Here is a 26,454-nt window from a genome sequence, read left to right on the forward strand (position 1 = left end):
GTTTGAGTCTGATGCAGTTGAGTTTGGGAGTTTTCCAATTCCGTTTGAGTCTGATGCAGTTGAGTTTGGGAGTTTTCCAATTCCCCCTGAGTCTGATGTAGTTGAGTTTGGGAGTTTTCCAATTCCCCCTGAGTCTGATGCAGTTGAGACTGGGATCTTTTAAATTCCACCTGAGTCTGATGCAATTCCCCCTGAGTTTGATGCAATTCCCCCTGAGTTTGATGCAGTTGAGATTTCGAGTATGCGAATTCTTCCTGAGTTTGATGCAGTTGAGTTTGGGAGTTTTCCAATTCCCCCTGAATTTGATGCAGTTGAGTTTGGGAGTTTTCCAATTCCCCCTGAGTCTGATGCAGTTGAGACTGGGATCTTTTAAATTCCACCTGAGTCTGATGCAATTCCCCCTGAGTTTGATGCAATTCCCCCTGAGTTTGATGCAGTTGAGATTTCGAGTATGCGAATTCTTCCTGAGTTTGATGCAGTTGAGTTTGGGAGCTTTCTAATTCCCTTTGAGTCTGAGCCTCTTGAGTTTGGGAGTTTTCCAATTCCCCCTGAGTTTGATGCAGTTGAGACTGGAAGTTTTCCAATTGGACTCGCAGTGCTTTATTTTCTCTTTCCTGGTTGCGAGTATTCACCCACTCCTGAAAAGCCTCAGCCTTGTAAACTGGTTTTATTAGTTCCCGCCAAGAGAAATTGGGTGTTTCATCCGGCCACCATGCCCTAGCATCGAGTTCTTGATACATCTCTACTGCTTCTGGACAGTAATGATTAACCAAGCTAGGTCGATAGCTGTCTAATGGTTGAGCGTGAAATAAAGATGGGTCATAAACCGTTGATTCAGGAGCCGTTAAGTTAGTCTTGAATTTCTGGTTTATTGCTTTAATATATGATTCTTTAAAATTGACTATGGTGTTAATATTTGCTAGAAGGCAACGATTAGAAAAGTGATCGTAAAAATCAATAATTATTTGATTGTATTGATGCCATACTTTCAATGCCAATTCAGGCTGATCTTGAAAAGTACGATCGCCCCTACGATAAAGAGAATCTACTACTTCCCAAGGAGAACGATAAATCAGCAAAAATTTCGCTTCTGGCAACAAGTCAGACCAGAAATCCAAGAATAAAGTTGTGCGCGGTTCTTTCCATCCCCATACTCTACTCACAGAGTTTTTGGCGACTATTTCTTTAGCTTGTTCTACAAAACGATCTTCAACATTTATTTTTCCCTGTAAAGTCCAACCATCCTCAATAATTGCTTGCGAACGCAGCACCGCCCTGTGAAATTCATAAAAATCAATATTTTCAAAATGACCTTTGATGTTTACACTATCTGCTCCTAGTAACTTGCGACCAATGTGCAAACCCGCACTTTGAAGCAAGGATGCTGTCAAGGAACTACCAGAACGGTGCATACTGATTATCACCAGGATCTCGGATTTTGCTGTGCTATGATTGTTCATCGGTTGTCTAAACTCCTATTATGTAAACTTTATTTTTCTAATCCCAGAGACTTTTCAATCAACAAACTCCTGAACGATGAGTGTAAGCAATATAAGAATGAAAGATATTTTGCTTGTCGATAATTTTCCTTTCATCAAACATTGCTTAGATTTTAGTAAAAGATAACATTTTTTGACCTCTTGGATGCTTCCAATCACCTATGTAACTTATTGTCCACGGGAGTCCTTTGATTAACAAAAAAAAATCTTGTAACTGATAATGATAAGGATCTGAATCCATATAGGTGATTATTCCACCTGGTTGGTGTGTTGTCAACCTATAGAGTGACTCTGATGAACATTCAAAAAACGTTGCATAAAACTTACCTCCTTGTTTAACACATTTAGCGAGTTCAAATAAGCAGCGTCGAATATGATTCAGCGGAAGATGAGTGAACACTGATTGTGCTAGAGCAAATTCAAATTCTACTCCTAACAAATATAATTCAAAGTGATCGTTAACTAACAAATTTTTTTTAGGCAGCTTGTTTCTGTTGGCAACATCTAATTCTTGTTGATAGCCAGCATCTATAAGGGAAGAGTTCATGTCTATACCGTAGTAATTCCCACTATTGAGATAACGAAGGAAATGAACTCCTCCCCTAAAACATCCACACTCTATATCAACAAACTTCATCTCGGGCTTTAAGCCCTGGTTTAAAATAAAATCAAACTGTAATTGACCTATTTCGTCCCACATTCCTCCAACAGACTCTCTATGCAAACCTGCGTTAGCTTCCTCGTTGGACAACAATAATCGATTAGATGAATTATTTTCTGTTGTATGGTTGATAATTTGGTCACTTTTGTTGACTGCTTTTTGAAGATTAGTATCAGACGATTGTTCTAGTTCATCTCGAATTTGCTTGAGCTTTAATTGCGAACGCTCCAAATCACCTTTAATATTTTCTAGTCTTTCTTTATTCATGCTGATTTTAGTAGATACCAAGGAAACATTTTACCACTTGTATTCCAGTGTACTCCCGTCCCTATCAAGAAAAATATAACCCAATAGTATTTTTTTAACTCCTCTTCGGTCTGAGACAAGATATTCCTAGAATATACATCTCAGAGAATGAATCTGCAAGCATTTTCCTATCTAGGCTGAAATTTAAAGTTGGTCGATGTATAATGGTTGCTTAGAAATTTATCACAATTTAGGGTAAGTTTCGCCCGATCGCCCCCAATGAACTCCCAATGAACTCAAGCCGTTGCTTTCCCAAGGATATCAGACTTCAGCCCTCTGAGGATGTTCCCGCAAAACCAGGTATTATAGATGGGCGATCACCCCCAAGCCCTAAGCCATCGACCTTAACAATAGATATTACCCCAAAAATCAACACAGGAAGACGATCGCACTCAATTGATCGACCCACACGCGCGATCAGGTAAACTAGAAAGGTCGATCGGGCTCTACCCGCGTGCCATTTGACTCAAAGCCCAACTTCTGTATCAGAGTGAAGCACTGGACTCGGCACACAAAAAATTAAATTAAAGTTGATCGAGATTGAGCAATTTTTTAAGGAGAGGATGACTGTGGATCTTACAGCGCTCATGCAAGTACGGAGAGATATAGCTTTTAAATACCTAAGCGGGAAGGGAATAGAGGTGGGAGCTCTTCATGCTCCTCTGGAAGTTCCAGATACTGTAAAGGTTTATTACGTCGATCGAATGTCGGTTAGTGAACTGAGAAAACAATACCCAGAATTAAATGGAACCAATCTCATAGAAGCAGACATTGTAGATAATGGCGAAACTCTGTCATCCATAGCTGATAATTCTTGGGATTTTGTCATTGCCAATCACATGATAGAACACTGTCAAAACCCGATCGGCGCTCTAGAAAACTTTTTGAGAGTTGTCAAACCCGGAGGAATCGTTTACATGGGCGTACCGGACAAGCGCTATATCTTTGATGTCGATCGCCCCCTGACTTCCCTCGACCATTTAATTCGGGACTACAAAGAGGGGCCGGAATGGTCTAAGGTATCTCATTACCATGAGTACGTGAGACTGGTAGAGAAATTTCCTGAAGAACAGGTGTTGGCGCGCCAGCAAGCTTTAATAAACATAGATTACAGCATCCATTTTCACGTCTGGACATCAGAGACTTTCTCTGAGTGGCTATTCTACTGTCAGAAACAGCTAGGCTTTGGTTTTACTATAGAATTATTCCAAGAAAATTCTATAGAAATTGTTATGATTCTCAGGAAAATAGCCAATTGAAAGCCAGTTTAACATCTGAGTAATCATCTTTAGGTTCATGGAATATGCAGGCTTAGCTAAGTTTTATAGTTTTAGCGATGCCGCTAAAAAAAACAGCCTGGAAAGTAAGGTTATCACTAAATTTTATGGCCATCTTAGAACAAGACGAAAACTTAATATTGGCGATCGATTACTCCTGGTCGAATGACTGCGGACTCGGACTCCAAGGATGGATTTTAGGCAAGAAGGAAGGGGTACTTGAAGGAGTAGAAATTTGTGTAGAAGATAATTGCGTGCCAATTATATCGTGGCATTCGCGCCCAGATGTGGTAGCAGCTTACCCACAATACAACCACAACCATAACTGCGGTTTCATAGCATATCTGCCGAGAGTCGCCCAGCATCAAGTCACCTTTAAGGCGAAAACAAAAAGGGAAATACATCATAAAATTGTGGCTTTTGCTGGAGGGAAACCAGGAGTTTATGATTCAGCTACTTTTACAAATGATGATACAGGTTTGTTTGTTGATTTTATCAAGCAGGTGAATGACGGTCATTTACGAGTTCTAGAAATAGGTTCGCGGATAGTCAGTCCAGGAAGCGTTAGCAAAAGGTCTTTGTTTCCTGGTGCATCCTCCTACACGGGATTTGACTATTATCCAGACGCCAACACAGATGTGGTAGGGGACGCTCACAAACTATCTCAATATTTTGGTAATCAGCGGTTTGATGCTATTTTTTCCTTGTCTGTTTTTGAACACTTAGCCATGCCTTGGGTAGTGGCGATGGAAATTAATAAGTTACTAGAGATAGGCGGAATCACCTTTCAGAGCACGCACTTTTCCTGGCCTCTCCACGAAAGCCCGTGGGACTTCTGGCGTTTTTCAGACGAAGGTCTTAAGGTTTTATTTTCTCCTGCTTTGGGATTTGAGGTGATCGGATCGAGCCTTTATGTTCCTTTGCGAATGCATTTAGATACTTTTATTCCAGGTCAAGAGAAATTAGCAACTCACCCAGGATTTGGTGGTGTTGCCATCCTTGCCAGAAAAGTGGCTGAGGTGAATCCTGAAAAATTTAGATGGGATGTCACCCTAGAAGACGTTGTTACGGCAGAAAGCCATTACCCTAAACCTCAAACTTAGATGTTTTGGACACGGCGCGCGATCACTTTATCCTACTCCCCAACAACAGACATAATTCCCTTTAACTTTCTGTGGTAAAAGCAGGTAATATAAACAAGCTAGTGCTGCGAAGCGTAGGGTCATTCAGTTTAAACTGATAATTTAATATTTGTAGATAAAAAGTAATCGCAGATATAAGGATGATACGGCTATGAGCGAATTCCACAACGATCGGCAATTGCAAGAGGAAGGTAATCTAGAAGAAGCGAGCGCTGCTTACCATCGGAAACTCGAGCTAAATAGCGACGAGCCCTGGACACACCACCACATGGGAGAAACCCTCGCGAAACTGAATCGATGGGATGAAGCCGTCACCGCCTACCGTCATGCAATAGAACTCAAACCTGATTTTTGTTGGAGTTACCACCACTTAGGGGATGCGCTAGCACAACAGCAACAGTGGGAAGAATCGGCTACAGCCTTCCGCCGGGCGCTTGAACTCAATCCCGAGCATTTTGGGACTTACGTGGGACTAGGTAATAGTTTAGCAAAATTGGGTCAACTAGATGAGGCTATCGCTGCTTACCGCCGTGCCAGTGAGTTGAACCCTGATGCTGATTGGATTCATTCTGCCTTGGCCAATGCACTGCAACAGCGAAATCAGTCCGCTTTAGCAGAAGCGATCGCCTCCTACCGCCACATTATAGAACTCTATCCAGACAACGTAGAAGCTTTTCACAATCTTTTGCAAATTCTACCCGATAACTGGGAAGTCGGGTTGCAGTTAGGAAATATTTTGGTAGAGCAGGGAAGACTAGATGAGGCAATCGCCACATATCGTCGTGCCCTAGAACTGAATCCTCAAGCCTATGAATGTCACCATCAGCTAGGGGAAGCTATCTATCAGCGGGTAATGGAAAACCCAGAAACCTTTTTCTCTCAATACAATCTGGCTAAGAATCCTCATAAAGACTACCAACTATTTGACCCAGAATTACCGTTCGTCTGTTTCCTCAATGACCAAGCCTTTTTGGAAGCTACCGCCCACCTGGATGATGCTACTTATACAGTGGAATGGTACAGAGTTTATCTAAGACGGTTTCTTTCGGAAGCGGAAAAACAAGGTTGCATTAATTGGCTACAAACTCCGGGTCATAGTCGGGAATTGGGGTTAAAAGTTTGGCGAGAAACCTTAGCAGAATTTCAGACTTTGCTAAAAATTTCCTTCACGATAGTTGGTTTAGAAGAGGCTGTCAAGTGTTATCATCGTGCCCTTGAATTGTCTCCCAATCATCATTCATCATACTATCGCTTAGCAGAAGTGTTTACCGAACAAGGCAAACATGAGCAAGCTCTCGTTCTCTACCATCAATTAAGTCTCAAGTTAGCAGAAGAGGGCAAGATAGTAGAAGCAGTAGCCTGTTTTCAACAAGCCACCCATCCGCCGCTTCACGAAGGAAAGATGTACGAGATGCTTTGGCGAAAATTAAATCAATTGGCTCCTCTGGAAGCCTCAGATTCCTATTATCCCACTGACCTTCAACCTGAAGCTATTGAACAATACTTCCGTGAAACCAGTCAATATACTATTATGAACCTTTCGTCTTTAACCGAAGAAGACAAAGCTCTCCTAGAAAAAAATGGATTTTTACTAACAAATTTGCAGTTAATTGCCCAAGATAATCTAACCTTAGAAGAAATATACATTAATTATTTTGCAGAAGGCAAAAATAGTAGGCTTTCTCAACAATTACCCAAGCAAAATAATTATCAATTTATATATCAATCCCATTTGAATCAACAGAATATTTATCAACAAAGTATCGTGGAAACAGGTTATATTTATTCAGTTTGCCCGTTGAGTGGTCAGGTTATTAGGTCAGAGCAATCCTTTTATGATGTAGCATGGCTACCCATGATGAGTTATCGGTTTGTTGGCTGTGAAATTTATTATTTAATCGTTGGACACTTTTGGGGTCCAAAGATGTTTATTTATTTTCCCCGTTTAGAGCTAATTATTCACCTCAATCCATTTGTCCAAGGTTCTGAACAAGCAATTATTAACCGATTAAAAGGCTATATGGTTAGTTGTTGGCAAGACAGCCTCAAATATATCTCAAAACCCCAGAAAAAAGGCGTAGTGGCAATTTTAGGCTTACTGACGAACATAGGACACTATTTTTGGAATGAAGTAACTGGACTTCAATTTTTGTCGGATAATGGTCTTTTGGATAAACTCGATAAAATTTTAATCGAACCAAATGAGTATTTTAATGTTGCTGATGCTTTCCCCGAAATTGCTGACAAGATAATCAGAATTTCGGATAAAAAAAGTATGTTTAAGGCAATTATTGAAAATAATTATTTAGCCGTTAGAGTTGACAATGTTTTTGTTAGAGAAACACTGACAACTAGGATATACGAGGGTTCCTTAAAAAGGTGTTCTCCACAATTATTAGCTGAAGTAGAAGGGGCAAAAAATAAACACTTTCCTTTGCTGTGGTTTGGTATTCGCAGTCATGACAAATCTTGGGTTTCTCAAGTAGAAGGAATAGTTAATATTATCAAAAGTCTCGCGGTGGATTTTCCTGGTCTAGGAGTTGTCTTTGATGGTTGGTCTCGGATAGAAAGAGAGGATGAGCGTGGAGAGTTAATGATTGCTAAGGATCAAGCCACCGAGCAAGAAATTTTAGAAATTTTACCACCTGATATACAGGCTTATAGTACAATTGGTAGCATGAGCTATGAGAAAGTTGTCTGGGCTTATGCTATTGATTTATATGTTATACCACTTTCATCAGGAAGTACAGCCGTTTCATGGATTGCTAATAAACCTGGTGTGATGCACGCAAACAGTTCAATAAATACAGAACCTCTGAGAGAACAAGTAACTTATAGTCGCGAAAATGTCGTACCCCCGGTCTTTGTGCCTGTTGAGTGTATCGTCGATCAACAAGCTTCACCTTATATTTTATCAGTAGCCTGTCAAAATTATGATTTCGATTGGAGAATTGTTTACAATGAAACTCTGAAAATTATCAATTCGTTGAACCCGAACAGAGCTTAATTGTTCGTGGAAAGTAAAATAACAAATATCAACTTTTCTTACGAGCGTAAACAATAACTACTCATAGAAATTTAGAGTCTGTGTCGGACAATTCAACTGCTAAAAATCGTTATGTCCCAAAAAGGAAAGTAAGATGAACTCAGAAATTACTGTAACAGAAGTCAACAAGGCCAACCAACTGCAACAAGAAGGCAAACTAGAGGAAGCGATCGCTGTCTATCGCGGATTGACTGAAAAACTTTACCAGCAGTTAGGAAAACTCCTGTCACAACAAAAAAATTGGAATGAGGCGATCGCCACATACAGTCGTGCCCTAGAACTGAATCCTGAAGCCTATGAATGTCACCATCAGCTAGGGGAAGCTATCTATCAGCGGGTAATGGAGAACCCAGAAACCTTTTTTTGCGAGTACAACTTGGCCGAAGTTACCCATAAAGACTACCAACTATTTGACCCAGAATTACCGTTCGTCTGTTTCCTCAATGACCAAGCCTTTTTGCAAGCTACCGCCAACCTGGATGATGCTACTTATACGGTCGAATGGTACAGAGTTTATCTGAGACGTTATCTTTCCGAAGCGGAAAAACAAGCTTGTATTCAGTGGTTGCAAACTCCGGGTCACAGTCGGGAACTGGGGCTAAGAATTTGGCGAGATGATTTAGAAGAATTTCATAAATTGTTGAAACTTTCGTGCATGATCGTTGGTTTAGAAGAGGCTGTCAAGTGTTATCGTAGTGCCATTGAATTATATCCCTGTCATCACCCATTCTACAAGGGTTTAGTAGAAGCTTTGACAAAACAAGGAAAACGTGAGGAAGCAATCAGTATATATCATCACCTAAGTCTTCGTTTGGCAGAAGCCAACCGAATGGATGAAGCCATAGTTTGTTTCCAAAATATTCCCAAGATTCTATTAAGTAACGAGCAAAAAACCTACGATTTAATATGGGATGGATTAAATGAGTTAAGACCGCTTGACACAGTAAATCTGTATTACCCATCTGAAATTAGTCAAAATTCAGCCTATGAATATTTTGTCAATAGTAGTCAATATACAGTTGTTAATCTTTGGAGCTTAAATGATTCAGATCGCTCAATTTTACAAAATCTAGGTTTATCTATACAGAATTTAGGCTTGATCAAGCAAGACAACATTACTTGGGAGGAAATCTATATCAATAGTTTTGATGACCACCAAGGATTTCAGCTTTCAAGAAAGGTAAAAAGACATCCCAAAATGTCTCAGTATTTTCATTGGGACAAAGCTATTAATCTACAGCAAAGCATAGTAGAAACAGGTTTTGTTTATTCAGTTTGCCCTTTCACTGGCAAAATTCTGCGTTCAAACCAGTCATTTTATGTTGCGCCATTTATATTATATCGGTTTGTGGGCAAAGAAGTATTTTATTTAATGTATGGTGATTGGATGGGAAGTAAGCAGTGTATTTATTTGCCTAACCAAGAACTGATGATTGTTTTGGACAACTTTCCTATGGGAAATTTTACAGGTGTAATTAATTTACTCAAAAGTTATGTTTTGAGTAATTGGCAAAAATTTCAAGCCTATATTTCTCAACCTAAAAAAGTGGTTGCCGCTGTTTTAGGTATATCTTATAATGTAGGACATTATGTCTGGAATGAATTATCAGGAATTTATTATTTGTATAATAATGGAACCCTCAATAATATTGATAAATTCTTGATTGGTTGCCATGAATATATTATGATAGACGATATTTTTCCCAACATCCCGTCCGATAAAATTATTCGCGTAGATAGCTTTAATGTAGATAGCTTAAATGAGATTTTTTTCAAAAAAGTCCTAGAACATAACTTATGCGCCGTGAGACTCACAGACACTTTTATAGAAGAAGAACTAGCTAAGAATATCTATCAAGTTTCTGTAAAAAAATGTTCTCAATATTTTTTTACAAAAGTAGAACGGGCTAAGAATCACTTTCCTTTATTGTGGATTACACTTAGGAACTATAAAAGAACTTGGTTTTCTCAAATAGAAGGTACAGCCAACATTATTAAAAGTTTACATACAAACTTTCCTAACTTAGCTGTTGTATTTGATGGTTGGTCTGTACCTGAAAGAGATAAAGAGAATGCCTTAAATGAGACCCATATCGAGGCATTAGAGAAAGATTGTTTACAACCTATTCTCAATCTCCTTCCGCCTGAAATTAAAACTTATAGCACCATTGGTCATCCCATTTATGAAACCATTGTCTGGGCTGAAGCAATCGACCTGTATGCAGTACCATTTGGAACAGGAATGACTTTTGTAACCTGGATAGCAAGCAAGCCTGGGGTAGGTCATGGAAATAAGGCTTACTATGATGCGGTTGAGGACTCATTTTCACCTGTTTATCGAGAAAATGCTGTACCGCCAGTGTTGATATCTAAAGAATATATCACTGAGGATGAGAATAACCCTGATGCAATGACTCGCAATTATGATTGTGATTGGCAAGTGATTTACAACGAACTGATGCAAATTTTACAAAACTTGCCAAAAAGAATCTAATCTTGTTATTTTCGCTTTAACCAAGCCCCTGGCCAGTGAGTCACATTCTCCGTCAAATCGCTCTCGCTAAACGGCCATTTAGGTTGCTCCAAAACAAACTCTGGATGCTTTTCTGCAAACTCAGCAGCCGCCGCAGTAGGATGATCCCACTTCCACTCAGGATTCCCCCGTGGCACATCATCCAAATCCTTCATAATACCATCGGTGGCAATTATATAGGAGCCTGGTGTCACCAAACTGCAATAAGCCTCTAACTCGTCAGCAACGTGCTGTTTTGTGTGACACGAGTCCAGACTCACCAAGACAGTCTCCCCTGGATTGACCAGTTTTTTAACTTGCTCTACAATAGTGGTATCTGTAGAACTGCCTTCAACTAAAGTAATGAACGATGACAGTTCGTGTTCCTCTATAGCCTTGCGGTTGTGGGGGCGAATTTCAATATCAATTCCTACAACCCTACCCTTGCCCATTGCTTTAAATAGGCTAGCGTAATAAATCAGCGAGCCGCCGTGAGCCACCCCGCTTTCAATTATTACATCGGGTTTAACCTGATAGATAACTTCCTGAGTCCGAATCATGTCTTCTGGAAGCTGAATTATTGGTCTTCCCATCCAGCTAAATGTATAGGTGTATTTTTGATTCCAGCCTAATTTCACCCAGTAGTGAGAAATGAGTTCAAAAGCTTCCTTAGAATAGAGCGGGATAGTTTGACACTCACCGTCTATTTCTTGAATCAATTTTTGGGCATCTGTATCTAGCGTTAATTTCATGATTTTTCCTAGTTATAATTGGATTTAGGTAACGAATCTTAGACAGCAATTTTTAGGACAAAAGCTGATTTTTCCACCAGATTATAGCTTGCCTTAATCCGCTTTCTAAGTTTGATTTGGTCAGCCAACCTACCTCATTAGATAAACGAGTCACATCAGCCACTAACAAAGGCGCTTCTTTCGCAGCAGACGGAATAGCACCTAACTGCACTAAATCCGAGCGCCCGATTATATCAGCTATTTTATAAACAACATCTTTAATCGCGATCGGCTGTCCCGATCCAATATTAACAGCTCCTGTCACCTCACTCTCCAAAAGAGCCACAAAAGCATCAGCCACATCCTGTACATACAGAAAATCCCGGATTTGATTACCGTGAGAGCAGCGAGCAGGCTCTCCGTTTAAGAGAGAAAGAATCACTGAAGAAACCAGCCGATTTGGGTACTCGTAAGCACCGTAGGGAAAGAAAATACGTCCCCAAGCACTGCTGAGACTTGTCGTCTCGGAATAGGAGTTCACTATCTCCTGCAAAGCTTTTTTACAAATACCGTAGGGAGTATCTGGATTTCTGGGCGTTATAAATTCTGAGCAATAACCATACTTCCAATCATACTCGGCGCAGGTTCCGCCCACCACTACTCGATCGCCACCTTGCTCTCGAAATTGCCTCAATAATTCCAAACTTGCCTGCACCCACAAAAAGTTATCTTCAGATTTCCAATATTGACCGGGTACAGTATAACACCAGGCAAAGTGCAACAAATGTGTTGGCTTTACTTGACAAACTAGCTCTTTAATGGATGTATGATCTAACAAATTTGCCAGATGCCACGTACAGTCAGAACTTAAAGTCGGCAAAGTCTTAGAAGCGACAGCATGAACCTCGAACCCGCGTTCCACCAGCGTCTTGATCGAGTGTCTGCCAACAAAACCCCCTGCCCCCGTAACCAGGACTTTTTTCATAGCACAAAATCGGGGAAATTGCGATCTTTTTCCGAAATTACGCGCTGAGATATCTCCGGCCAATCAATACTAAAAGTTGGATCATCCCACCGCACTCCCCTTGCTAATTCAGAATAATAAAATTCCGACATCTGGTAAAAAACCTCAGTATTATCTGCCAAAGTTTGACAGCCATGAGCCATACCTTCAGGAATATATATCATCTTGCGATTTTCGGAGTTTAGCTCTCTCGCAAACCACTCCTTAAAAGTAGGCGAATTTGGACGCAAATCTATGATTACATCATAAATTCCGCCTTTTACACATCTAACTAACTTTGCTTCTTCGCGCGGTTTTGCCTGATAGTGCATCCCCCGCAAAGTACCTTTCTTCAGGTTAAAAGAAATATTGCACTGCACTAGATTAGCATTCAAACCATGTTCTGCAAACTCCTTTTGACACCAACTGCGGGCAAAAAATCCCCTCTCATCTGCTATGGGTTCTACCTCAATAACATAAGCTCCCTTAAGCTTTGTTTCAGTAAACTTCACCCTATTACCTCCACTTGAGGAACCAGCACCACAAACTTACCTCCCCACTCGCGGATATAATCCATCTGACTTACTATCTCATCTTTAATGTTCCAAGGCAAGATAGCCAAATAATCCGGTTTAGTCTCCCGAATTTTATCTGGATGATATATCGGAATCTGAGTTCCCGGCAAAAACAAACCCTGCTTGTGCGGGCTTAAATCCACCGTATAATCAATCAAATCCGTGCGGATACCGCAATAGTTCAGCAGCGTATTAGCCTTCGCGGGCGCACCGTAGCCCGCAATTGATTTGCCCTGGTTTTTGGCATCAATTAGGAAACTGAGCATTTGGCGCTTCGTAGACTTAACCTGTTCCCCAAATCCTACATAAATTTCAATCTGATTTAGCCCTGCTTGCACTTCCTTAGCTTTGAGTTGGGAAATGCGATCGCCAACTGCTATACTATCAAAATCCTCATGCCTCCCGTAAATCCGCAGAGAACCGCCGTGGGTCGGTAATTCCTCCACATCAAACACAGTTAAACCGTGACTTGCAAAAACTTTCTCAACCGTCAACAGCGAAAAATAAGAGAAATGCTCGTGGTAAATCGTGTCAAACAGATTGTGTTGTATTAGTTGCAATACATGAGGAAACTCCATTGTCAATATGCCATTGGGTTTCACGAGAATTTTCATCCCCGCCACAAAATCATTCAAGTCAGGCACATGAGCCAACACATTATTTCCCAGCAACAAATCTGCCTGTTTGCCTTGTGAAACCAACTCTTTAGCCGTTTCCACGCCAAAAAACTTAACTAAAGTGGGAATGCCTTTTTCCTCAGCTACTTTGGCTACATTTGCAGCCGGTTCAATCCCCAATACGGGAATTCCTTCCTGCTGAAAATACTGGAGTAAGTAGCCATCATTGCTAGCGAGTTCAATTACCTGACTGGTTTCGTCAAATCCAAACCTCTGCACCATCAACTCTGTGTATTTCTTAGCATGACGCAGCCAAGATTCTGAATAGGAAGAAAAATAAGCATAATCGCTGAAGATGCTATCCGGGGATTCAAACTCTTCTAACTGCACTAAAAAACAATTAGCACAAACATAAGTATGAAGCGGATAGAATTTCTCTGCACAATTGAGATGCTCTTGAGAGAGAAAAGCATTCGCGAGCGGCGACATCCCCAGATTTACAAAAGTATGCTCCAATGGGTGACTGCAAAAACGACATTTAGATGGCACAGAATTAGCCCCCTTTAAAAGTTTTGAGTTTTGAGTACGGTCAATCACACGCTGATGACACAGGGATTTTCATCCATCAAAAATTGCTCATACCACTCAATTGTTTCTTTCAACCCTTCTTCTAGAGGATACTTAGATTCCCAACCGAGCATTTTTCGCGCCTTATCTGCAGAGAGATACTGATGTTTGATTTCATTTTTGGCTCTATTCAATACGACAGGTTCTAAATGACTCTTACCCATCAATCTCAAAACATGATCTACCATTCCCCGCACAGAAATTTGCAGCTCGTTGCTGAAATTAAACGCCTCTCCCAAAACTTCTTTCCTGTCCATTTGCTCAGCCAAATGCAGATAAGCTAAAACCCCATCCTTCGCATAAAAATAGTCCCGGATAAAAGTGCCATCACTGCGGATGACTACCGGCTTGTCTCGTAATGCCGATCGAATTGTAGACGGAACAATCCGATTAAAATTCAAGTCTCCGCCCCCGTAAAAATTGCCGCAGCGAGTAATGCAAACAGGCAAACCATAACTGACGTAATAAGCGCGACTGATTAAATCAGCACAGCTTTTAGACACATCGTAAGGGTGTTCTCCTTGCAGCGAAGTTGTTTCGCTGTAAGGCAGCACTAACTGGTCTCCATAGGCTTTATCGCTGGAGGCTATCACAATTCGACTCACACCACCGACGCGGCGACAAGCTTCTAGAATATTCCAAGTACCTTTAATGTTCGTTTCAAAAGTTGCGACCGGCTCTCTATTTGCAACTCCCACAATTGTCTGAGCTGCTAAATGAAACACCGTATCTACTTCATACTCATTAATCGCTCGTTCTACCGTTGGCAAATCTTCGACACAACCGCGAACGATATTAATTTGCCGATACCACTCTCCAGCATACAGTCGGGATTGGGGCACCAAATCACGGACTAATCCCGTTACCAAGGCTCCTCTTTCCAGCAACTCAGCGACTAACCAGTTACCCAAAAGGCCTGTGCAACCTGTCACCAATACTGATCGATCGCGCCAAAATTCACTCATTCCCACACCCTCCAAGGAGCCTCTCCATTATCCCAAAGTTCGTTCAAATATTTATACTCGCGGTAAGTATCCATCGCAAAAAAGAAACCTTCGTGGCGGTAAGCCATCAATTGTCCCTCGGCCGCTAACTGCTCTAGTGGCTCTTGCTCAAAAAAACAATCATCCCCGCTCAAAGCCTCAAATATGCTGCGGTGAAGTACCAAAAATCCCGCACTAGCCCAGCCATCTATTTGAGGCTTTTCGGTGAATTGGAGAACTTTGCCTTGGTTGTCCACATCTAAAATACCATATCGAGATATCGGACGCACTGTACTAACAGTTGCCAGCTTACCATGAGCCTTGTGAAAATCCAACAGCGCCCCAATATCGATATCCGCAACTCCATCACCGTATGTCACCATAAAGGTATCATCAGTAATGTATTTCTCCACACGTTTCACCCGCCCCCCAGTCATGGTGTCTGGCCCTGTTTCCGCCAGTGTCACCTTAAAATCTTGCTCGCGGTGTTCCTCGTGATAGGTAATCTGATTTTGGCGGCCCAGGCAAATAGTAAAATCATTATTCATAGCTTCATAATTGAGAAAATACTCCTTAATCATGTTGCCGCGATAGCCCAAACACACAATAAAGTCCAGGAAGCCGTAGTGAGCATAGGTCTTCATAATGTGCCAGAGAATCGGACGCCCGCCCACATCAACTAGGGGCTTGGGACGAAATTCTGTTTCTTCTCGGAGACGTGTCCCCAAACCGCCGGCTAATATAACTACTTGCATTGTTTCACATCTTGAAAAGGGTACACAACCGCTGATAATTCACAACAGGTATTTATTCCAGACAAAGAGCTATCTTTTCTGAAAAAATTCTCAAACCTTACCCATCCTCGCCTCTACCATCATCCGCACCACATCGGGCATTTTATATTTTGCCTCCCAGCCCAATTTTTCTTTTGCTTTACCCGGATTTCCATTCCCAACAGCAATCTCCGTCGGTCTGTAGAGACTCGCATCGGTTACTAAATGTTCCCGCCAATCCAAACCCGCAGAAACAAAAGCTGTCTGCACAAACTCCTCCAAAGGATAGCTTACACCCGTTGCAATTACATAATCGTCCGGTTCTTCCTGCTGCAACATTAAATACATCGCCTCCACATATTCCGGCGCCCAACCCCAGTCCCGCTGCACTGAAATATTTCCCAAATGCAGTTTTTCGGAACTGCCCGCAGCAATTCGGCACACAACAGATACAATTTTTTGGGTGACGAACCTCTCCGGTCGCAGCGGCGACTCGTGATTGAACAGAATACCAGAACACGCAAACAAATTGTACGCTTCCCGATAATTCGCTACTTCCCAAAATGCCGTTGCTTTCGCTACCGCGTAAGGACTTCTGGGGCGAAAAGGCGTATTTTCATCGGCTGGACTGCCTCCGGTATCCCCAAAACATTCGCTGGAACTGGCATTGTAAAGTTTGATTTTTCCGCCTGTAAACCGAATTGCTTCTAACAGATTCAATGTGCCTGTGGCAATGCTTTCGAGGGTTTCTACCGGCTGTTCAAAAGACAGACCGACGGAACTTTGACCTGCTAGATTGTACACCTCATCTGGCTCTATTTTAGCAAGCACTTGCAAAACACTGCGAAAATCGTTTAGAGACATGGATTCTAGTTTTACTCTGTCTCGGATGCCCAAACGGGCCAAGTTTCCGAAACTAGACATTTGGGCGTCCCTGGAGGTGCCGCAAACTTCATAACCTCGATCGAGCAACAGTTTAGCTAAATAAGCTCCATCCTGACCTGATATACCGCTAATTAACGCTTTTTTCATATCAGATTTTGTTGGCAAAACTACACCGTAGCTGTTGCTATTTTTCCAGTTGTTTAACTTTTATAGTGGGAATTTTTATTTTTTTAATCTTTGGGATTTTCCGAAAACTTACCACAGCAAGTTTAAGCGGTTACTACAAACAAACAACAAATTTATCATCAAGCAGACTCGAAAGCCTGATCGCAGTATTATTGCAAAAAGTTCGATAGCTGGGAGTAGCAGCTTACCAATATCGTAGGGACAGGGCAGTCCCGTGTCCCTACGATATTTCATCTTCTACTCGCCAACTATCGACTGCCAAAAGTCTCTAGCGCTCGAAAACAGAAATAACCAGTCAGCTAGAAATCGACTCAAAAGTAAAAAATATCAGCATTTTTTACCTTCTGCCGAATGACTAATACCTTCTGCCTTCGGGTACTAGGCTTCCCAACGTTCGGCGACCAATTCAGCCAAGTCAACCACCCGCTGACTGTAGCCCCACTCATTGTCGTACCAAGCCAAAACCTTCACCATGTCGCCATCCATCACCAGCGTCAAGCTGGAATCCAGAATCGAAGAAGCATCACTTCCGCGATAGTCGGATGAAACTAAAGGCAAATCGTTGTACTCCAAAATCCCTTTCATGGAGCCAGAGGCAGCTTCTTGGAACACTTGATTTACCTGCTCGGTAAAAGTCTTTTTCTCTACCTGAGCCACAAAATCAACTACGGACACATTGGGAGTCGGCACGCGCATGGCAATACCATTTAACTTGCCCTTCAATTCTGGAATCACCAAAGCCACAGCTTGGGCTGCTCCGGTAGAAGTCGGCACAATATTCATTGCTGCCGCCCGGGCCCGCCGCAAGTCGCGGTGGCTGGCATCCAGCAAGCGCTGGTCGCCAGTATAGCTGTGGGTAGTGGTCATCATGCCTTTGACGATGCCAAAATTTTCGTGCAGCACTTTCAGTACAGGAGCCAGACAGTTGGTAGTACAGCTAGCATTGCTGATGACTGTGTAGTCACTGTGCTTGTAGTTGTGATGGTTGACTCCCATCACATAAGTGCCAACTTCAGAACCCTTGCCGGGAGCGGTAATTAGCACTTTTTTAGCGCCGGCAGTGATATGCTTCGATGCACCAGCTTGGTCAACGAAGACACCGGTCGATTCAATAATCAGATCAATACCCCAATCTTTCCAAGGCAAGTTTAGCGGGTTGCGATCGCTCACGCATTTAACTGTCTTCCCATTTAGGGTAATGGAATTTTCATCCGCACTGATGTCCACATTCTTCAACGTTCCCATCATGGAATCGTATCTGAGCAAGTGAGCATTACTTCTGGGATCGGAAGTGTCATTAATAGCTACCAACTCTAGCTGGCTGTTTTCTCTGCCCAGCCAGCAGCGCGCAAAACTGCGCCCGATACGTCCAAAACCATTGATCGCGACTCGAATCACTTTAGTACCTCCTAACGATGGCAGCCCCTAGCTCAGGCTTAAATTTTGGAAAAATTTAAGAATTGACTTTTGACATTCTCACCGGGCTAAAGCCACGGTGATTCCCAAACCTCACGATTTGAGTTTCTGCTTCATCGCAACTGCCTCCACCCACAAGGAGTTTTCTGGTCTTATGTTCGCTCCACAGACTAACCCCGCTAGCCCAGCGGTTTTTATGCGTCGAATACCTAAAAGGAATTCTTATCTGTTGTTTTGATTCCAGGGATGTTTACCATTGCCCTATCCTCTTTTCCCGGTCTACCGATTTGTCTGCGCCGCCAGTTGTACTGGACTTCGCTCGTTAGGCTGTCTGAATCCATCGTCGCGGGTGGGTCATTGACCAAACTATAGTTTAATATAAAGCCGTCCTAAAACGACGGGGTTTCCACCCACCTTTCTGATGACACCAGATCATATCGCAAAGGTTGATCCTTTATAACTTTTTGTGTCGATCAAAAAAGCTTGAACTTTTCTAGAAGGCTGAAATTGCAAGGCAGAAGGCATTAGGCTTTCTGCCGCTGGTTACTGGTAAAGCTGATGGGCTGCAATATAAGTCCCGACAACTTCCGGGACTAAGTAGCGGAGGTCGATCCTTTCGGCGCAGCAGCGGCGGATGTGGCTCGACGAAATCTCGATCGCCGCCATCGAAAGCACCTCCCAGCGAATTTCCACATCCAGAAGAGCCATTTGTTCGGCAACTCGCCGGCCAACAGCATTTGTCTGAACCTGCATCCTGTCCCCCCCGCAATCGAGGGGTTTTCCACCCGGACAATATCCCCACTCGGACAGTCCCCCAATCTCCCCGCTTTCTGCTGTCTCTCGATCTCCCTGACTCGGACGTGGGGCCACCAACCAGTCGAACAATCCGGCAATTTCGCCGCACCGGTGCCATTTGGGAAGAGTAAGGAGTGCGTCACTGCCAATAATCCAGTACCAGCGATGATCGCCGGGATACAATTTTTGCAAATACAGCAAGGTGTCGATCGCAAAACAACTGCCTCTGGGATTGACCGACCGTGGCGAAATTACGAAGTCTGGGCGATCGGCGATCGCCAAAGCAAGCATTTCCCGCCGCTGCTCAAAGCTTGCCAAATCCGGGCGCTCTTTGTGAGGAGGAGAGCGATCCGGTACCCAAATGACTTGATCGAGAGCAAATTGACTTGCAGCCGTCTCGGCTACCAACACATGACCCCAGTGAACCGGGTCAAAAGTCCCCCCAAAAATCGCTATTTTCCCCATATTTCCCCAAAATCAGGATTAATACAGACATCGCGCCAATTTTATGTTTATACGCTTTTAACCATAAGCTCGTTTATTAGAAAACCCTCGCTTTACATCGGGGACAAACCCCAAGACGACCCTAGTTTCGACGATCGTCCTGGACGCTGAAACTGGTTTTTTCAACCCCCTTAATTCGTTCAAACCTTCAATAATACTTAAAAAACCCCGTTCTGAGCGTTGGATTCGGTGCGGGACTGGATGATTAACCTTGCCAATATTAATCCCAACTTGTTTTGAGTGCGCGATCGACCGCCTGAGCATTCGTTTGTGGGCGACCGAAAAAGTTTTGAGGGTAGATATACTTAGCGCAGTGGTAAAAATTTTAAGGACTGCCAAGAGCGTAGATCGGCTTCTCTATCAAACCAATGATTTGCTTTGATCTATGGCTTTGCGACTATTTCGACTAACTGCATACCTTGTATATATACAATAAAATAAGAATATATACTATAGCTGCGATCGTGTCAATCTCTGACTTTCAAGAAAAAATGAGCGTACGAGTAGATAAATGACTATAAAAGGAGCGAAATTTTGTTGTTCGTGGTAGTGTTTGTAAATCCTTATGGGTTTTACCCTCAATCTTGGTAGAAAGGTTGTGGGGCTTTTGCTGCCGTATCCCAGCACAGCAGGCGGATAGAAATAGAAAGAATGCAGGAGTATGCAACCACCCAAAATTAGTCTATTGGCCCCGACCCCAAACCCCGTTTTCTGTTACCTGCAATTTTCGAGCTGTGACTGTTCCGGAAAACTACTCGGTACTAAGTCATATAGGATACAAGACAAACATCTCTACAAGTCCCTCAAATCTAGGGACGCGCAGAGAAGTTTGTACAAAATCTCTAGCGAACTGTATCCTGAAAAAACAATTCTTGATATGATATCGCGTGTTATTGGCGTGGTGTGGTGTGTGAGGAGCAAAGATGCCGAGTTCTGTTGATTTTAGCGGTAGACCATTTCATTTCATCGGCATTGGTGGGATTGGGATGTCAGCCCTTGCCTACATTCTAGCTAAACGCAAGTTGCCTGTGTACGGCTCCGACATTAAATCGAGTCACATAACCGAGCGCTTGCAAGGAATGGGAGCTCATATTTTTTGGAGTCAAGACGCCAGCAATTTTGAACTATTTCAAACGGCCCTTAACGGTAGCAGTCCCGACTGCGGGCAACAGGAAAGGGCAGTATCCTCGATAGTCGCGGGTACGGTAGGGACTTCTGTCGCGACAGCCAAAGCTGTCCAATTGAATGGCAACGGTTCAAGCGCCCAAGCAATTCCGGGATTGCCTCAAGTAGTATGTTCGACGGCTATTCACCCAGCCAATGCCGAATATCGAGCTGCTTTAGATTTGGGCTGTCCGATTTTTCATCGATCGGATGTGTTGGCAGCGTTAATTCAAGATTATCAAAGCATAGCCGTAGCCGGGACTCACGGCAAAACTACTACTAGCAGCTTAATCGGCTTCATGCTGATGGCTGCGGGTCTAGACCCGACGATCGTAGTAGGAGGCGAGGTAAATGCTTGGGAAGGCAATGCCCGTTTGGGAGAAGGCCCCTACTTAGTGGCCGAGGCTGATGAATCCGACGGTTCTCTCGTTAAGCTGGTAGCCAAAATTGGCATAGTGACGAATGTCGAACTGGATCATCCAGACCATTACGATACGCTAGACCAGGTAATAGAAACATTTAAGGTGTTTGCCCAAAACTGTCAAACTTTGGTGGGCTGCATTGACGACCAAATAGTCAAAGACTGCCTTCAGCCTCATGTCAGTTATAGCTTGCAGCCGGACAGCGGTGCTGACTACACAGCTTCGGGCGTGGAGTACGGGGCACAAAGCACCAAGGCTCGGATTTGGGAGCGAGGAGCTTTCCTGGGAGAAATGGAGTTGAAGTTGCTAGGCACACACAATCTCAGCAATGCACTAGCTGCGGTAGCAGTGGGCCGATTGTTGGGGTTAGAGTTTTCGGCGATTGCCAAAGCGATTGCTGGCTTTGAAGGAGCTCGTCGGCGTTTTGAGGTGCGGGGTTTTCACAATGACATCCTGTTTGTGGACGACTACGCTCACCATCCTAGCGAAATTCGCGTTACCTTGGCGGCGGCTCGCTTGCGTATCGAAGGTAGCGAAAAAAATCCCAAATCCCGAAGAGTGGTTGCAATTTTTCAACCCCACCGTTACAGCCGGACTCTGACATTTTTGCCAGAATTTGCTCAATCTTTTGGGGATGCTGATTTGGTTGTGGCTTGCGATATTTATAGTGCTGGGGAACCAAATTTAGGAGAGATTAGTGGGCAGCAGGTTGCTGATTTGATTGCTAAAGAAGGCCGAAAGGTTGAGTTTGCGCCTTCCCTGGAGTCAGTCACTAAGTTTTTAACCAAAAATCTGCAACCGGGGGATTTGGCTCTGTTTTTGGGCGCTGGTAATCTGAATCAGATTATTCCAGAGGTTATGGCTTTTTATCAACAAGCCGATCGCCCCGATTAGCTCGCGAACAGAGTAGAGTCGATCGACATTATGGCGTTGCACGTTGTGCCCAAACTTCTGTCGGACGGCTCGCTCAAAGGGGCGACATAAGTTAGCTAAACGAATTTTCAACCACGTCTTCGAGCGAAGGTATTTTTAAGGATTTTCAAGATGGTGACTATCTCGAATGACTCCTCTGTTAAGGACAATCGGCGAGTGTATTCTCCTATTTCTTTGCGGGGAACTGATTGCAAGATTAACTCCCAAGTTTCGCTGGCGGGCCTGACTTCGTTCCGAGTCGGCGGCCCCGCCGAGTGGTACGTGGCTCCCCGCAGTATGGAGGCTTTGCAAGCGAGTTTTGCCTGGGCACACGATGAAGGGGTGCCGGTGACTCTGCTGGGTGCCGGTTCTAATTTGTTGGTGAGCGATCGGGGTTTGTCCGGTTTGGTCGTCGGCACTCGCTACCTCAAACAGGTGAATTTTAATCCAGAAACAGGTCAAGTTACAGCGGGGGCGGGGGAGTCAATTCCCCGCCTCGCTTGGTTGGCGGCTAAACGGGGCTGGAAAGGTCTAGAATGGGCAGTAGGCATACCGGGTACCGTGGGAGGGGCTGTGGTGATGAATGCAGGCGCTCACAGAGGCTGTACTGCTGATATTCTGGTGAACGCTCGCGTCCTATCCCCTGGTGGCAAGGTGGAAATTCTGAGTCCCCAAGAGTTGGAGTACCGCTACCGGACTTCGGTGCTGCAAGGGGGCGATCGGCTAGTAACAGAAGCGACTTTCCAGTTACAGCCGGGATTCGACCGATCGCAAGTAATGGCAGAAACTAATGACCATTTCAGCCAGCGGCGGACAACTCAACCTTACCACTTACCGAGCTGTGGCTCAGTCTTCCGCAACCCCGGCCCCAAGACGGCAGGTTGGTTCATCGAACAAGCGGGACTGAAGGGATATCAGATCGGTGGCGCACAAGTAGCTCAGCGCCATGCTAATTTTATTCTTAACTGCGGGTCGGCAACGGCCAATGATATTTTTCAAGTGATCCGCCACGTTCAACAGCAAGTCGAGCAGCGGTGGTCGCTGTTGTTGGAGCCAGAAGTTAGAATACTGGGAGAGTTTCCCTTCTAAGGCATCATTGAAGTAATACGGAAACGGCAGACTGCCAGCCCACACACCATCACAAAGTAGTTATGACAAAATCAGGACAAGGATTTGGCTTCGGCCTGGGAAAAATGAAAGAACTGACTGAAGCTTTCAAAAAAGCTCAGCAGGTTCAAGAAGGAGCTAAAAAGCTCCAAGAAGAGTTGGATGTAATGGAAATTGAGGGAACTGCCGGCGGCGGCTTGGTCAAGGTTTTTCTCAGCGGCAACCAAGAACCCCGCCGCGTGGAAATCTCACCGGATGCCCTCGGTGAAGGTGCTGATGTGGTTTCTGAACTCGTCACGGTGGCGATGCAGGATGCTTACGCTAAGTCTACGATGACGATGCGGGAGAAAATGGAAGAACTCACCGGTGGACTAAATCTCCCCGGTTTCGGTTAGTCATTAGTCATCAGTCATTAGTCAATTGTTGACTGTTGACTGATTGATTAAACTTTCTGGAAAACCGCTCTAGTAAGGTGCGTCGCTGCTCCATGTTCGATGGAACTTGCAGATTGACTCTGAAAGCGACGCACCTACAAATTAGCACAGTTGACTGTTGACTGACTAATAACTAATAACTAATAACTAATAACTAATAACTACTAACTACTAACTAATGACTAAATTATTGTTTGTCTGCCTCGGAAATATCTGCCGATCGCCCTCAGCAGAAAATATTATGAATCACTTAATTGAACAAGCTGGTTTGAGCGATCGTATCACCTGCGATTCGGCCGGAACTGCTAGCTATCACATTGGCAGCCCCCCTGACAGGCGGATGGCATTAGCGGCGCGGAAGCGAGACATTGAATTGTTAGGCGAAGCCCGCCAATTTACCAGGAAAGATTTTGAAAATTTTGATTTGATTCTGGCGATGGATCGGGACAATTATCGCAATATTCTTGCCCTAGATGCGGCTGGAAAGTATAAAGATAAAGTGCGGTTGATGTGCGATTTTTGCCAGAAATACGACCTTAAAGAAGTGCCAGATCCTTACTACGGCGGCCCGGAGGGATTTAATCGAGTAATTGATTTGCTGCTGGACGCTTCCGAGGGTTTGTTAGAGTACGTTGTCAGTCTGAAAAAATTAACAGTTGGCGGTCAGCAATCAATTTAAATTAAAAAAGTGCCTTTTTCCGCCCGAATATTAGCAATGCTGTAGGGGGGACAACGCTAACAAAACTCGTAACTAGGGAGATCACAGTTGTTCCCGCTCCCCCTCCCAAAATGAGACTGGGTGACAAAGAAAAAGTTAAACTTGTCAATACAAAATGGGGAGAATTGATACTCAAAGCAGCAATTGGCAACAAAATAGATGGATACCAAGGCATTAGCCAAGGTGTAGCAAACAAAAACAAAGTCAGAGTTGTCCATCCAATATCTGATACCAAATTAATTTCCAAATCTTTTTTGCGGAAGAATGTTTTAATTAACGTCCCTGCATAGTACACAATCCAGCTTAAATAAGCAAAATATTTTAGGAATGATAGAATACTTTCCCTAGTTTCAACACTTACATTTGGCAAAAAAATCAGAAATAAATTAATCGCATGGTGAAAAGATCGAGCTGTCGCCCCGGCGGTTCCTGGATTTAAAAGACTTCTCCAAGCTGAAACTGTTGGCAGAAATGTATAAGTTATCACCGCGATAATTAATAAAGAAAGCAAGACTGATGCTGCTAAATCTCTCCACCGACGCTGCTTGCAGAGGAAAACAAAAACTAAGGGTAGCCAAATTATAGGTAAGGTTTTTATTAAAAAACCTACCCAAATTGCCAAAATTGCAAAAACATAACGTTGGCAATAAATACATCCTATTAAAACTATCAATGTATTAGCCAGAAGAACGTCAAGGTGAGCATTAGCTATTTGCTCGTTCAATAGCATGGGATTGACTAAATAGGCCAGTGTTATGAGGTTACGGTTTTCAGAATTTGTTAGCAACCGCCAAATTAAGTAGCCATTGAGCGTGTGTACCAACACGCAGATTATTTTAAAAATATAAACGGCTAGTAAAGGGCTAATTGATCCACCAAGTGCTGATAGGGTAAAAAAAAATAAAGAAACGGGGCCATAGGTAGAAGTCTGGTCCCAGTGGAGGAAGGGAGATACATTAGAAATTAAGGTATCGGCATTATTGAGATAAGGATTAATTTTTTGCAAGCTCATTGCTCCGTAATGCAAGTACATATAAATGTCACTGCTGTGAGGATAAGCTATGAGCGCAAGTCCCAGAAAGGGTATTGCATACTTGCAAATGTCTAGAAAGCTGGAATTTGTCTGCTTTTTTTGAATTAACCAGATAATATATGTAACTGTTGCTATCAAGTAGGAACCGTTAATTATAAGTCGGATGAGGCTGAAACCGCTGGAAGGGAAATCGTTATAGTTTTCTCCACCCTGTAAAACGCTGTAATACTTGGTGATTCCCATTGAGGTCATCGCAATACAGAAAATTATGGAAGCTGCTAATGCTGCAGCATATAGAATTTTCTGATTTTTTAAGTAATTGTTGACCATGATGCTATTTATTCAGTGTGGTAAGTAAGTGCAGGTGATTTTCTTGCCCGATCGCGTTGGCGGTTATCTGACTAAATGGTGTTCCATCGCAAAGCGAACGAGTTCTGCTCGGTTGTTGCTGTCAGTTTTTCTGAACAAGCTGCTGACGTGCTTTTCGATAGTTCGAGGGCTGAGGTGGAGCCGATCGCCTATTAGAATATTAGAAAGACCTTCTGTGAGTAAATTCAGCACTTCTCGCTCTCGCTGGGTCAACATCGGAGAACTTGGGCCCATAGACGCGCGATCGCGCATTTCTGAGTTGTGAGTTAAAAAATCCAATTCACTATTGCCCTTGACTCTGCTGGGTCCCTCTGTTGGCATCGGTTCAGGTTCAGGGGAACGAGAGGGGGCCTGAGCGATTAAAGCGTAGCGATCGAGCAAAGAGCGAATAACCGCCCCCAATTCCTGGAGTTCAAAAGGTTTAGCCAGATAATTGTCGCACCCCATCTGATAGCCGCGAATCCGTTCTTGCGTGCTCGTGCGTTCCGTCAAAAAAATCACCGGCAGCAAGCGGAAAGCGGGACGAGTCCGAACTCGCCGCACGAATTCGTAGCCATCCATCTCCGGCATTGTAATGTCGGTAACAATCAAGTGGGGCTGAAATTTCTCTACCAAACCTAAAGCTTCTTTGCCATTCTCAGCAGGGATTACAGAGTATCCGGTAATTTCTAGATAATCGGTAATCGACAAGCGAGTCGCGAAATCGTCGTCAGCAACCAGAATCGTCAAGGGCATGAGGGGAATTTAAAAATTAAAC

General features: G+C 43.4%; 21 protein-coding genes. 8 read left to right on the top strand and 13 right to left on the bottom strand.

Going from position 1 to position 26,454, the window contains the following annotated elements; genetic code table 11:
- The coding region (locus QUB44_RS07325; RefSeq protein WP_333364945.1) for a chromosome partitioning protein ParA at positions 1–1,412 on the bottom strand (1,412 nt) is incomplete at its 3' end.
- A gap of 193 nt (positions 1,413–1,605) precedes the next feature.
- Positions 1,606–2,427, bottom strand: coding sequence for a methyltransferase domain-containing protein (locus tag QUB44_RS07330; protein WP_333364947.1), 822 nt, complete (start codon positions 2,425–2,427; stop codon positions 1,606–1,608).
- Positions 2,428–3,029: 602 nt separating this feature from the next.
- On the opposite strand from QUB44_RS07330, the gene QUB44_RS07335 reads away from it, so the two are divergent.
- From QUB44_RS07335 to QUB44_RS07350, 4 genes are all read left to right on the top strand, one after another.
- On the top strand, positions 3,030–3,725 hold the full coding sequence (locus tag QUB44_RS07335) for a methyltransferase domain-containing protein (protein ID WP_333364949.1): 696 nt from the start codon (positions 3,030–3,032) through the stop codon (positions 3,723–3,725).
- A gap of 125 nt (positions 3,726–3,850) precedes the next feature.
- Entirely contained in the window at positions 3,851–4,846 is a 996-nt protein-coding gene (locus tag QUB44_RS07340) for a methyltransferase domain-containing protein (RefSeq protein ID WP_333208669.1), read from the top strand.
- Between the two features lie 190 nt (positions 4,847–5,036).
- A complete protein-coding gene (locus QUB44_RS07345; protein ID WP_333364951.1) occupies positions 5,037–7,892 on the top strand; it encodes a tetratricopeptide repeat protein in 2,856 nt (951 codons plus the stop codon).
- Positions 7,893–8,025: 133 nt separating this feature from the next.
- The gene (locus QUB44_RS07350) at positions 8,026–10,425 is read left to right on the top strand and encodes a tetratricopeptide repeat protein (protein ID WP_333364953.1); all 2,400 of its coding nucleotides are present in this window, start codon (positions 8,026–8,028) and stop codon (positions 10,423–10,425) included.
- Between the two features lie 5 nt (positions 10,426–10,430).
- Here QUB44_RS07350 and QUB44_RS07355 read toward each other — a convergent pair whose 3' ends face one another.
- From QUB44_RS07355 to nadD, 9 genes are all read right to left on the bottom strand, one after another.
- Positions 10,431–11,195: a CmcI family methyltransferase gene (locus QUB44_RS07355; protein ID WP_333364955.1), complete on the bottom strand. Its 765-nt coding sequence runs from the start codon at positions 11,193–11,195 to the stop codon at positions 10,431–10,433.
- Between the two features lie 52 nt (positions 11,196–11,247).
- Positions 11,248–12,159 (bottom strand): NAD(P)-dependent oxidoreductase, encoded by a 912-nt coding sequence (locus tag QUB44_RS07360; protein ID WP_333364957.1) that lies wholly within the window; start codon positions 12,157–12,159, stop codon positions 11,248–11,250.
- Positions 12,156–12,689, bottom strand: a complete 534-nt coding sequence (gene rfbC, locus QUB44_RS07365; RefSeq protein WP_333364959.1) for a dTDP-4-dehydrorhamnose 3,5-epimerase — start codon at positions 12,687–12,689, stop codon at positions 12,156–12,158. The genes QUB44_RS07360 and rfbC overlap by 4 nt, the downstream gene beginning before the upstream one ends.
- The gene (locus tag QUB44_RS07370) at positions 12,686–13,966 is read right to left on the bottom strand and encodes a class I SAM-dependent methyltransferase (protein WP_333364960.1); all 1,281 of its coding nucleotides are present in this window, start codon (positions 13,964–13,966) and stop codon (positions 12,686–12,688) included. Before QUB44_RS07370 ends, rfbC begins: the two co-directional genes overlap by 4 nt.
- Positions 13,963–14,961 (bottom strand): GDP-mannose 4,6-dehydratase, encoded by a 999-nt coding sequence (locus tag QUB44_RS07375; protein WP_333364962.1) that lies wholly within the window; start codon positions 14,959–14,961, stop codon positions 13,963–13,965. The genes QUB44_RS07370 and QUB44_RS07375 overlap by 4 nt, the downstream gene beginning before the upstream one ends.
- Positions 14,958–15,734: a glucose-1-phosphate cytidylyltransferase gene (rfbF, locus tag QUB44_RS07380; RefSeq protein WP_333364963.1), complete on the bottom strand. Its 777-nt coding sequence runs from the start codon at positions 15,732–15,734 to the stop codon at positions 14,958–14,960. The genes QUB44_RS07375 and rfbF overlap by 4 nt, the downstream gene beginning before the upstream one ends.
- A gap of 90 nt (positions 15,735–15,824) precedes the next feature.
- The gene (locus tag QUB44_RS07385) at positions 15,825–16,784 is read right to left on the bottom strand and encodes a GDP-mannose 4,6-dehydratase (RefSeq protein ID WP_333364964.1); all 960 of its coding nucleotides are present in this window, start codon (positions 16,782–16,784) and stop codon (positions 15,825–15,827) included.
- A 417-nt stretch (positions 16,785–17,201) separates the two neighbouring features.
- Positions 17,202–18,221 (bottom strand): type I glyceraldehyde-3-phosphate dehydrogenase, encoded by a 1,020-nt coding sequence (locus tag QUB44_RS07390; RefSeq protein WP_333364966.1) that lies wholly within the window; start codon positions 18,219–18,221, stop codon positions 17,202–17,204.
- A 561-nt stretch (positions 18,222–18,782) separates the two neighbouring features.
- Positions 18,783–19,499, bottom strand: coding sequence for a nicotinate (nicotinamide) nucleotide adenylyltransferase (nadD, locus tag QUB44_RS07395; RefSeq protein ID WP_333364968.1), 717 nt, complete (start codon positions 19,497–19,499; stop codon positions 18,783–18,785).
- Positions 19,500–20,461: 962 nt separating this feature from the next.
- Here nadD and murC point away from each other — a divergent pair.
- The 4 genes from murC to QUB44_RS07415 all read left to right on the top strand — a co-directional run bounded on the left by murC (position 20,462) and on the right by QUB44_RS07415 (position 24,256).
- Positions 20,462–22,018, top strand: coding sequence for a UDP-N-acetylmuramate--L-alanine ligase (gene murC, locus QUB44_RS07400; protein WP_333364969.1), 1,557 nt, complete (start codon positions 20,462–20,464; stop codon positions 22,016–22,018).
- Between the two features lie 150 nt (positions 22,019–22,168).
- Positions 22,169–23,125 carry a UDP-N-acetylmuramate dehydrogenase gene (gene murB / locus QUB44_RS07405; RefSeq protein ID WP_333364970.1) on the top strand — a complete coding sequence of 319 codons (957 nt, stop codon included), beginning with the start codon at positions 22,169–22,171 and terminating at the stop codon, positions 23,123–23,125.
- A 62-nt stretch (positions 23,126–23,187) separates the two neighbouring features.
- Positions 23,188–23,538: a YbaB/EbfC family nucleoid-associated protein gene (locus QUB44_RS07410; RefSeq protein WP_006634273.1), complete on the top strand. Its 351-nt coding sequence runs from the start codon at positions 23,188–23,190 to the stop codon at positions 23,536–23,538.
- Positions 23,539–23,755: 217 nt separating this feature from the next.
- Positions 23,756–24,256, top strand: coding sequence for a low molecular weight protein-tyrosine-phosphatase (locus tag QUB44_RS07415; protein WP_333364971.1), 501 nt, complete (start codon positions 23,756–23,758; stop codon positions 24,254–24,256).
- Position 24,257: 1 nt separating this feature from the next.
- Here the strand turns inward: QUB44_RS07415 and QUB44_RS07420 are convergent, their stop codons facing one another.
- Entirely contained in the window at positions 24,258–25,658 is a 1,401-nt protein-coding gene (locus QUB44_RS07420) for a hypothetical protein (protein WP_333364972.1), read from the bottom strand.
- A 63-nt stretch (positions 25,659–25,721) separates the two neighbouring features.
- Positions 25,722–26,432 carry a response regulator transcription factor gene (locus QUB44_RS07425; RefSeq protein ID WP_333364973.1) on the bottom strand — a complete coding sequence of 237 codons (711 nt, stop codon included), beginning with the start codon at positions 26,430–26,432 and terminating at the stop codon, positions 25,722–25,724.
- Between the last annotated feature and the right edge of the window lie 22 nt (positions 26,433–26,454).

It is taken from the genome of Microcoleus sp. AT3-D2 (genome assembly GCF_036705715.1).
Classification (GTDB): domain Bacteria; phylum Cyanobacteriota; class Cyanobacteriia; order Cyanobacteriales; family Microcoleaceae; genus Microcoleus.

Coding starts and splice junctions, on each gene's coding strand:
- QUB44_RS07330 (WP_333364947.1), bottom strand. CDS start 2,427: ATGAATAAAGAAAGACTAGAAAATATTAAAGGTGATTTGGAGCGTTCG.
- QUB44_RS07335 (WP_333364949.1), top strand. CDS start 3,030: ATGACTGTGGATCTTACAGCGCTCATGCAAGTACGGAGAGATATAGCT.
- QUB44_RS07340 (WP_333208669.1), top strand. CDS start 3,851: ATGGCCATCTTAGAACAAGACGAAAACTTAATATTGGCGATCGATTAC.
- QUB44_RS07345 (WP_333364951.1), top strand. CDS start 5,037: ATGAGCGAATTCCACAACGATCGGCAATTGCAAGAGGAAGGTAATCTA.
- QUB44_RS07350 (WP_333364953.1), top strand. CDS start 8,026: ATGAACTCAGAAATTACTGTAACAGAAGTCAACAAGGCCAACCAACTG.
- QUB44_RS07355 (WP_333364955.1), bottom strand. CDS start 11,195: ATGAAATTAACGCTAGATACAGATGCCCAAAAATTGATTCAAGAAATA.
- QUB44_RS07360 (WP_333364957.1), bottom strand. CDS start 12,159: ATGAAAAAAGTCCTGGTTACGGGGGCAGGGGGTTTTGTTGGCAGACAC.
- QUB44_RS07375 (WP_333364962.1), bottom strand. CDS start 14,961: ATGAGTGAATTTTGGCGCGATCGATCAGTATTGGTGACAGGTTGCACA.
- rfbF (WP_333364963.1), bottom strand. CDS start 15,734: ATGCAAGTAGTTATATTAGCCGGCGGTTTGGGGACACGTCTCCGAGAA.
- QUB44_RS07385 (WP_333364964.1), bottom strand. CDS start 16,784: ATGAAAAAAGCGTTAATTAGCGGTATATCAGGTCAGGATGGAGCTTAT.
- nadD (WP_333364968.1), bottom strand. CDS start 19,499: ATGGGGAAAATAGCGATTTTTGGGGGGACTTTTGACCCGGTTCACTGG.
- murC (WP_333364969.1), top strand. CDS start 20,462: ATGCCGAGTTCTGTTGATTTTAGCGGTAGACCATTTCATTTCATCGGC.
- murB (WP_333364970.1), top strand. CDS start 22,169: ATGGTGACTATCTCGAATGACTCCTCTGTTAAGGACAATCGGCGAGTG.
- QUB44_RS07410 (WP_006634273.1), top strand. CDS start 23,188: ATGACAAAATCAGGACAAGGATTTGGCTTCGGCCTGGGAAAAATGAAA.
- QUB44_RS07415 (WP_333364971.1), top strand. CDS start 23,756: ATGACTAAATTATTGTTTGTCTGCCTCGGAAATATCTGCCGATCGCCC.
- QUB44_RS07420 (WP_333364972.1), bottom strand. CDS start 25,658: ATGGTCAACAATTACTTAAAAAATCAGAAAATTCTATATGCTGCAGCA.
- QUB44_RS07425 (WP_333364973.1), bottom strand. CDS start 26,432: ATGCCCTTGACGATTCTGGTTGCTGACGACGATTTCGCGACTCGCTTG.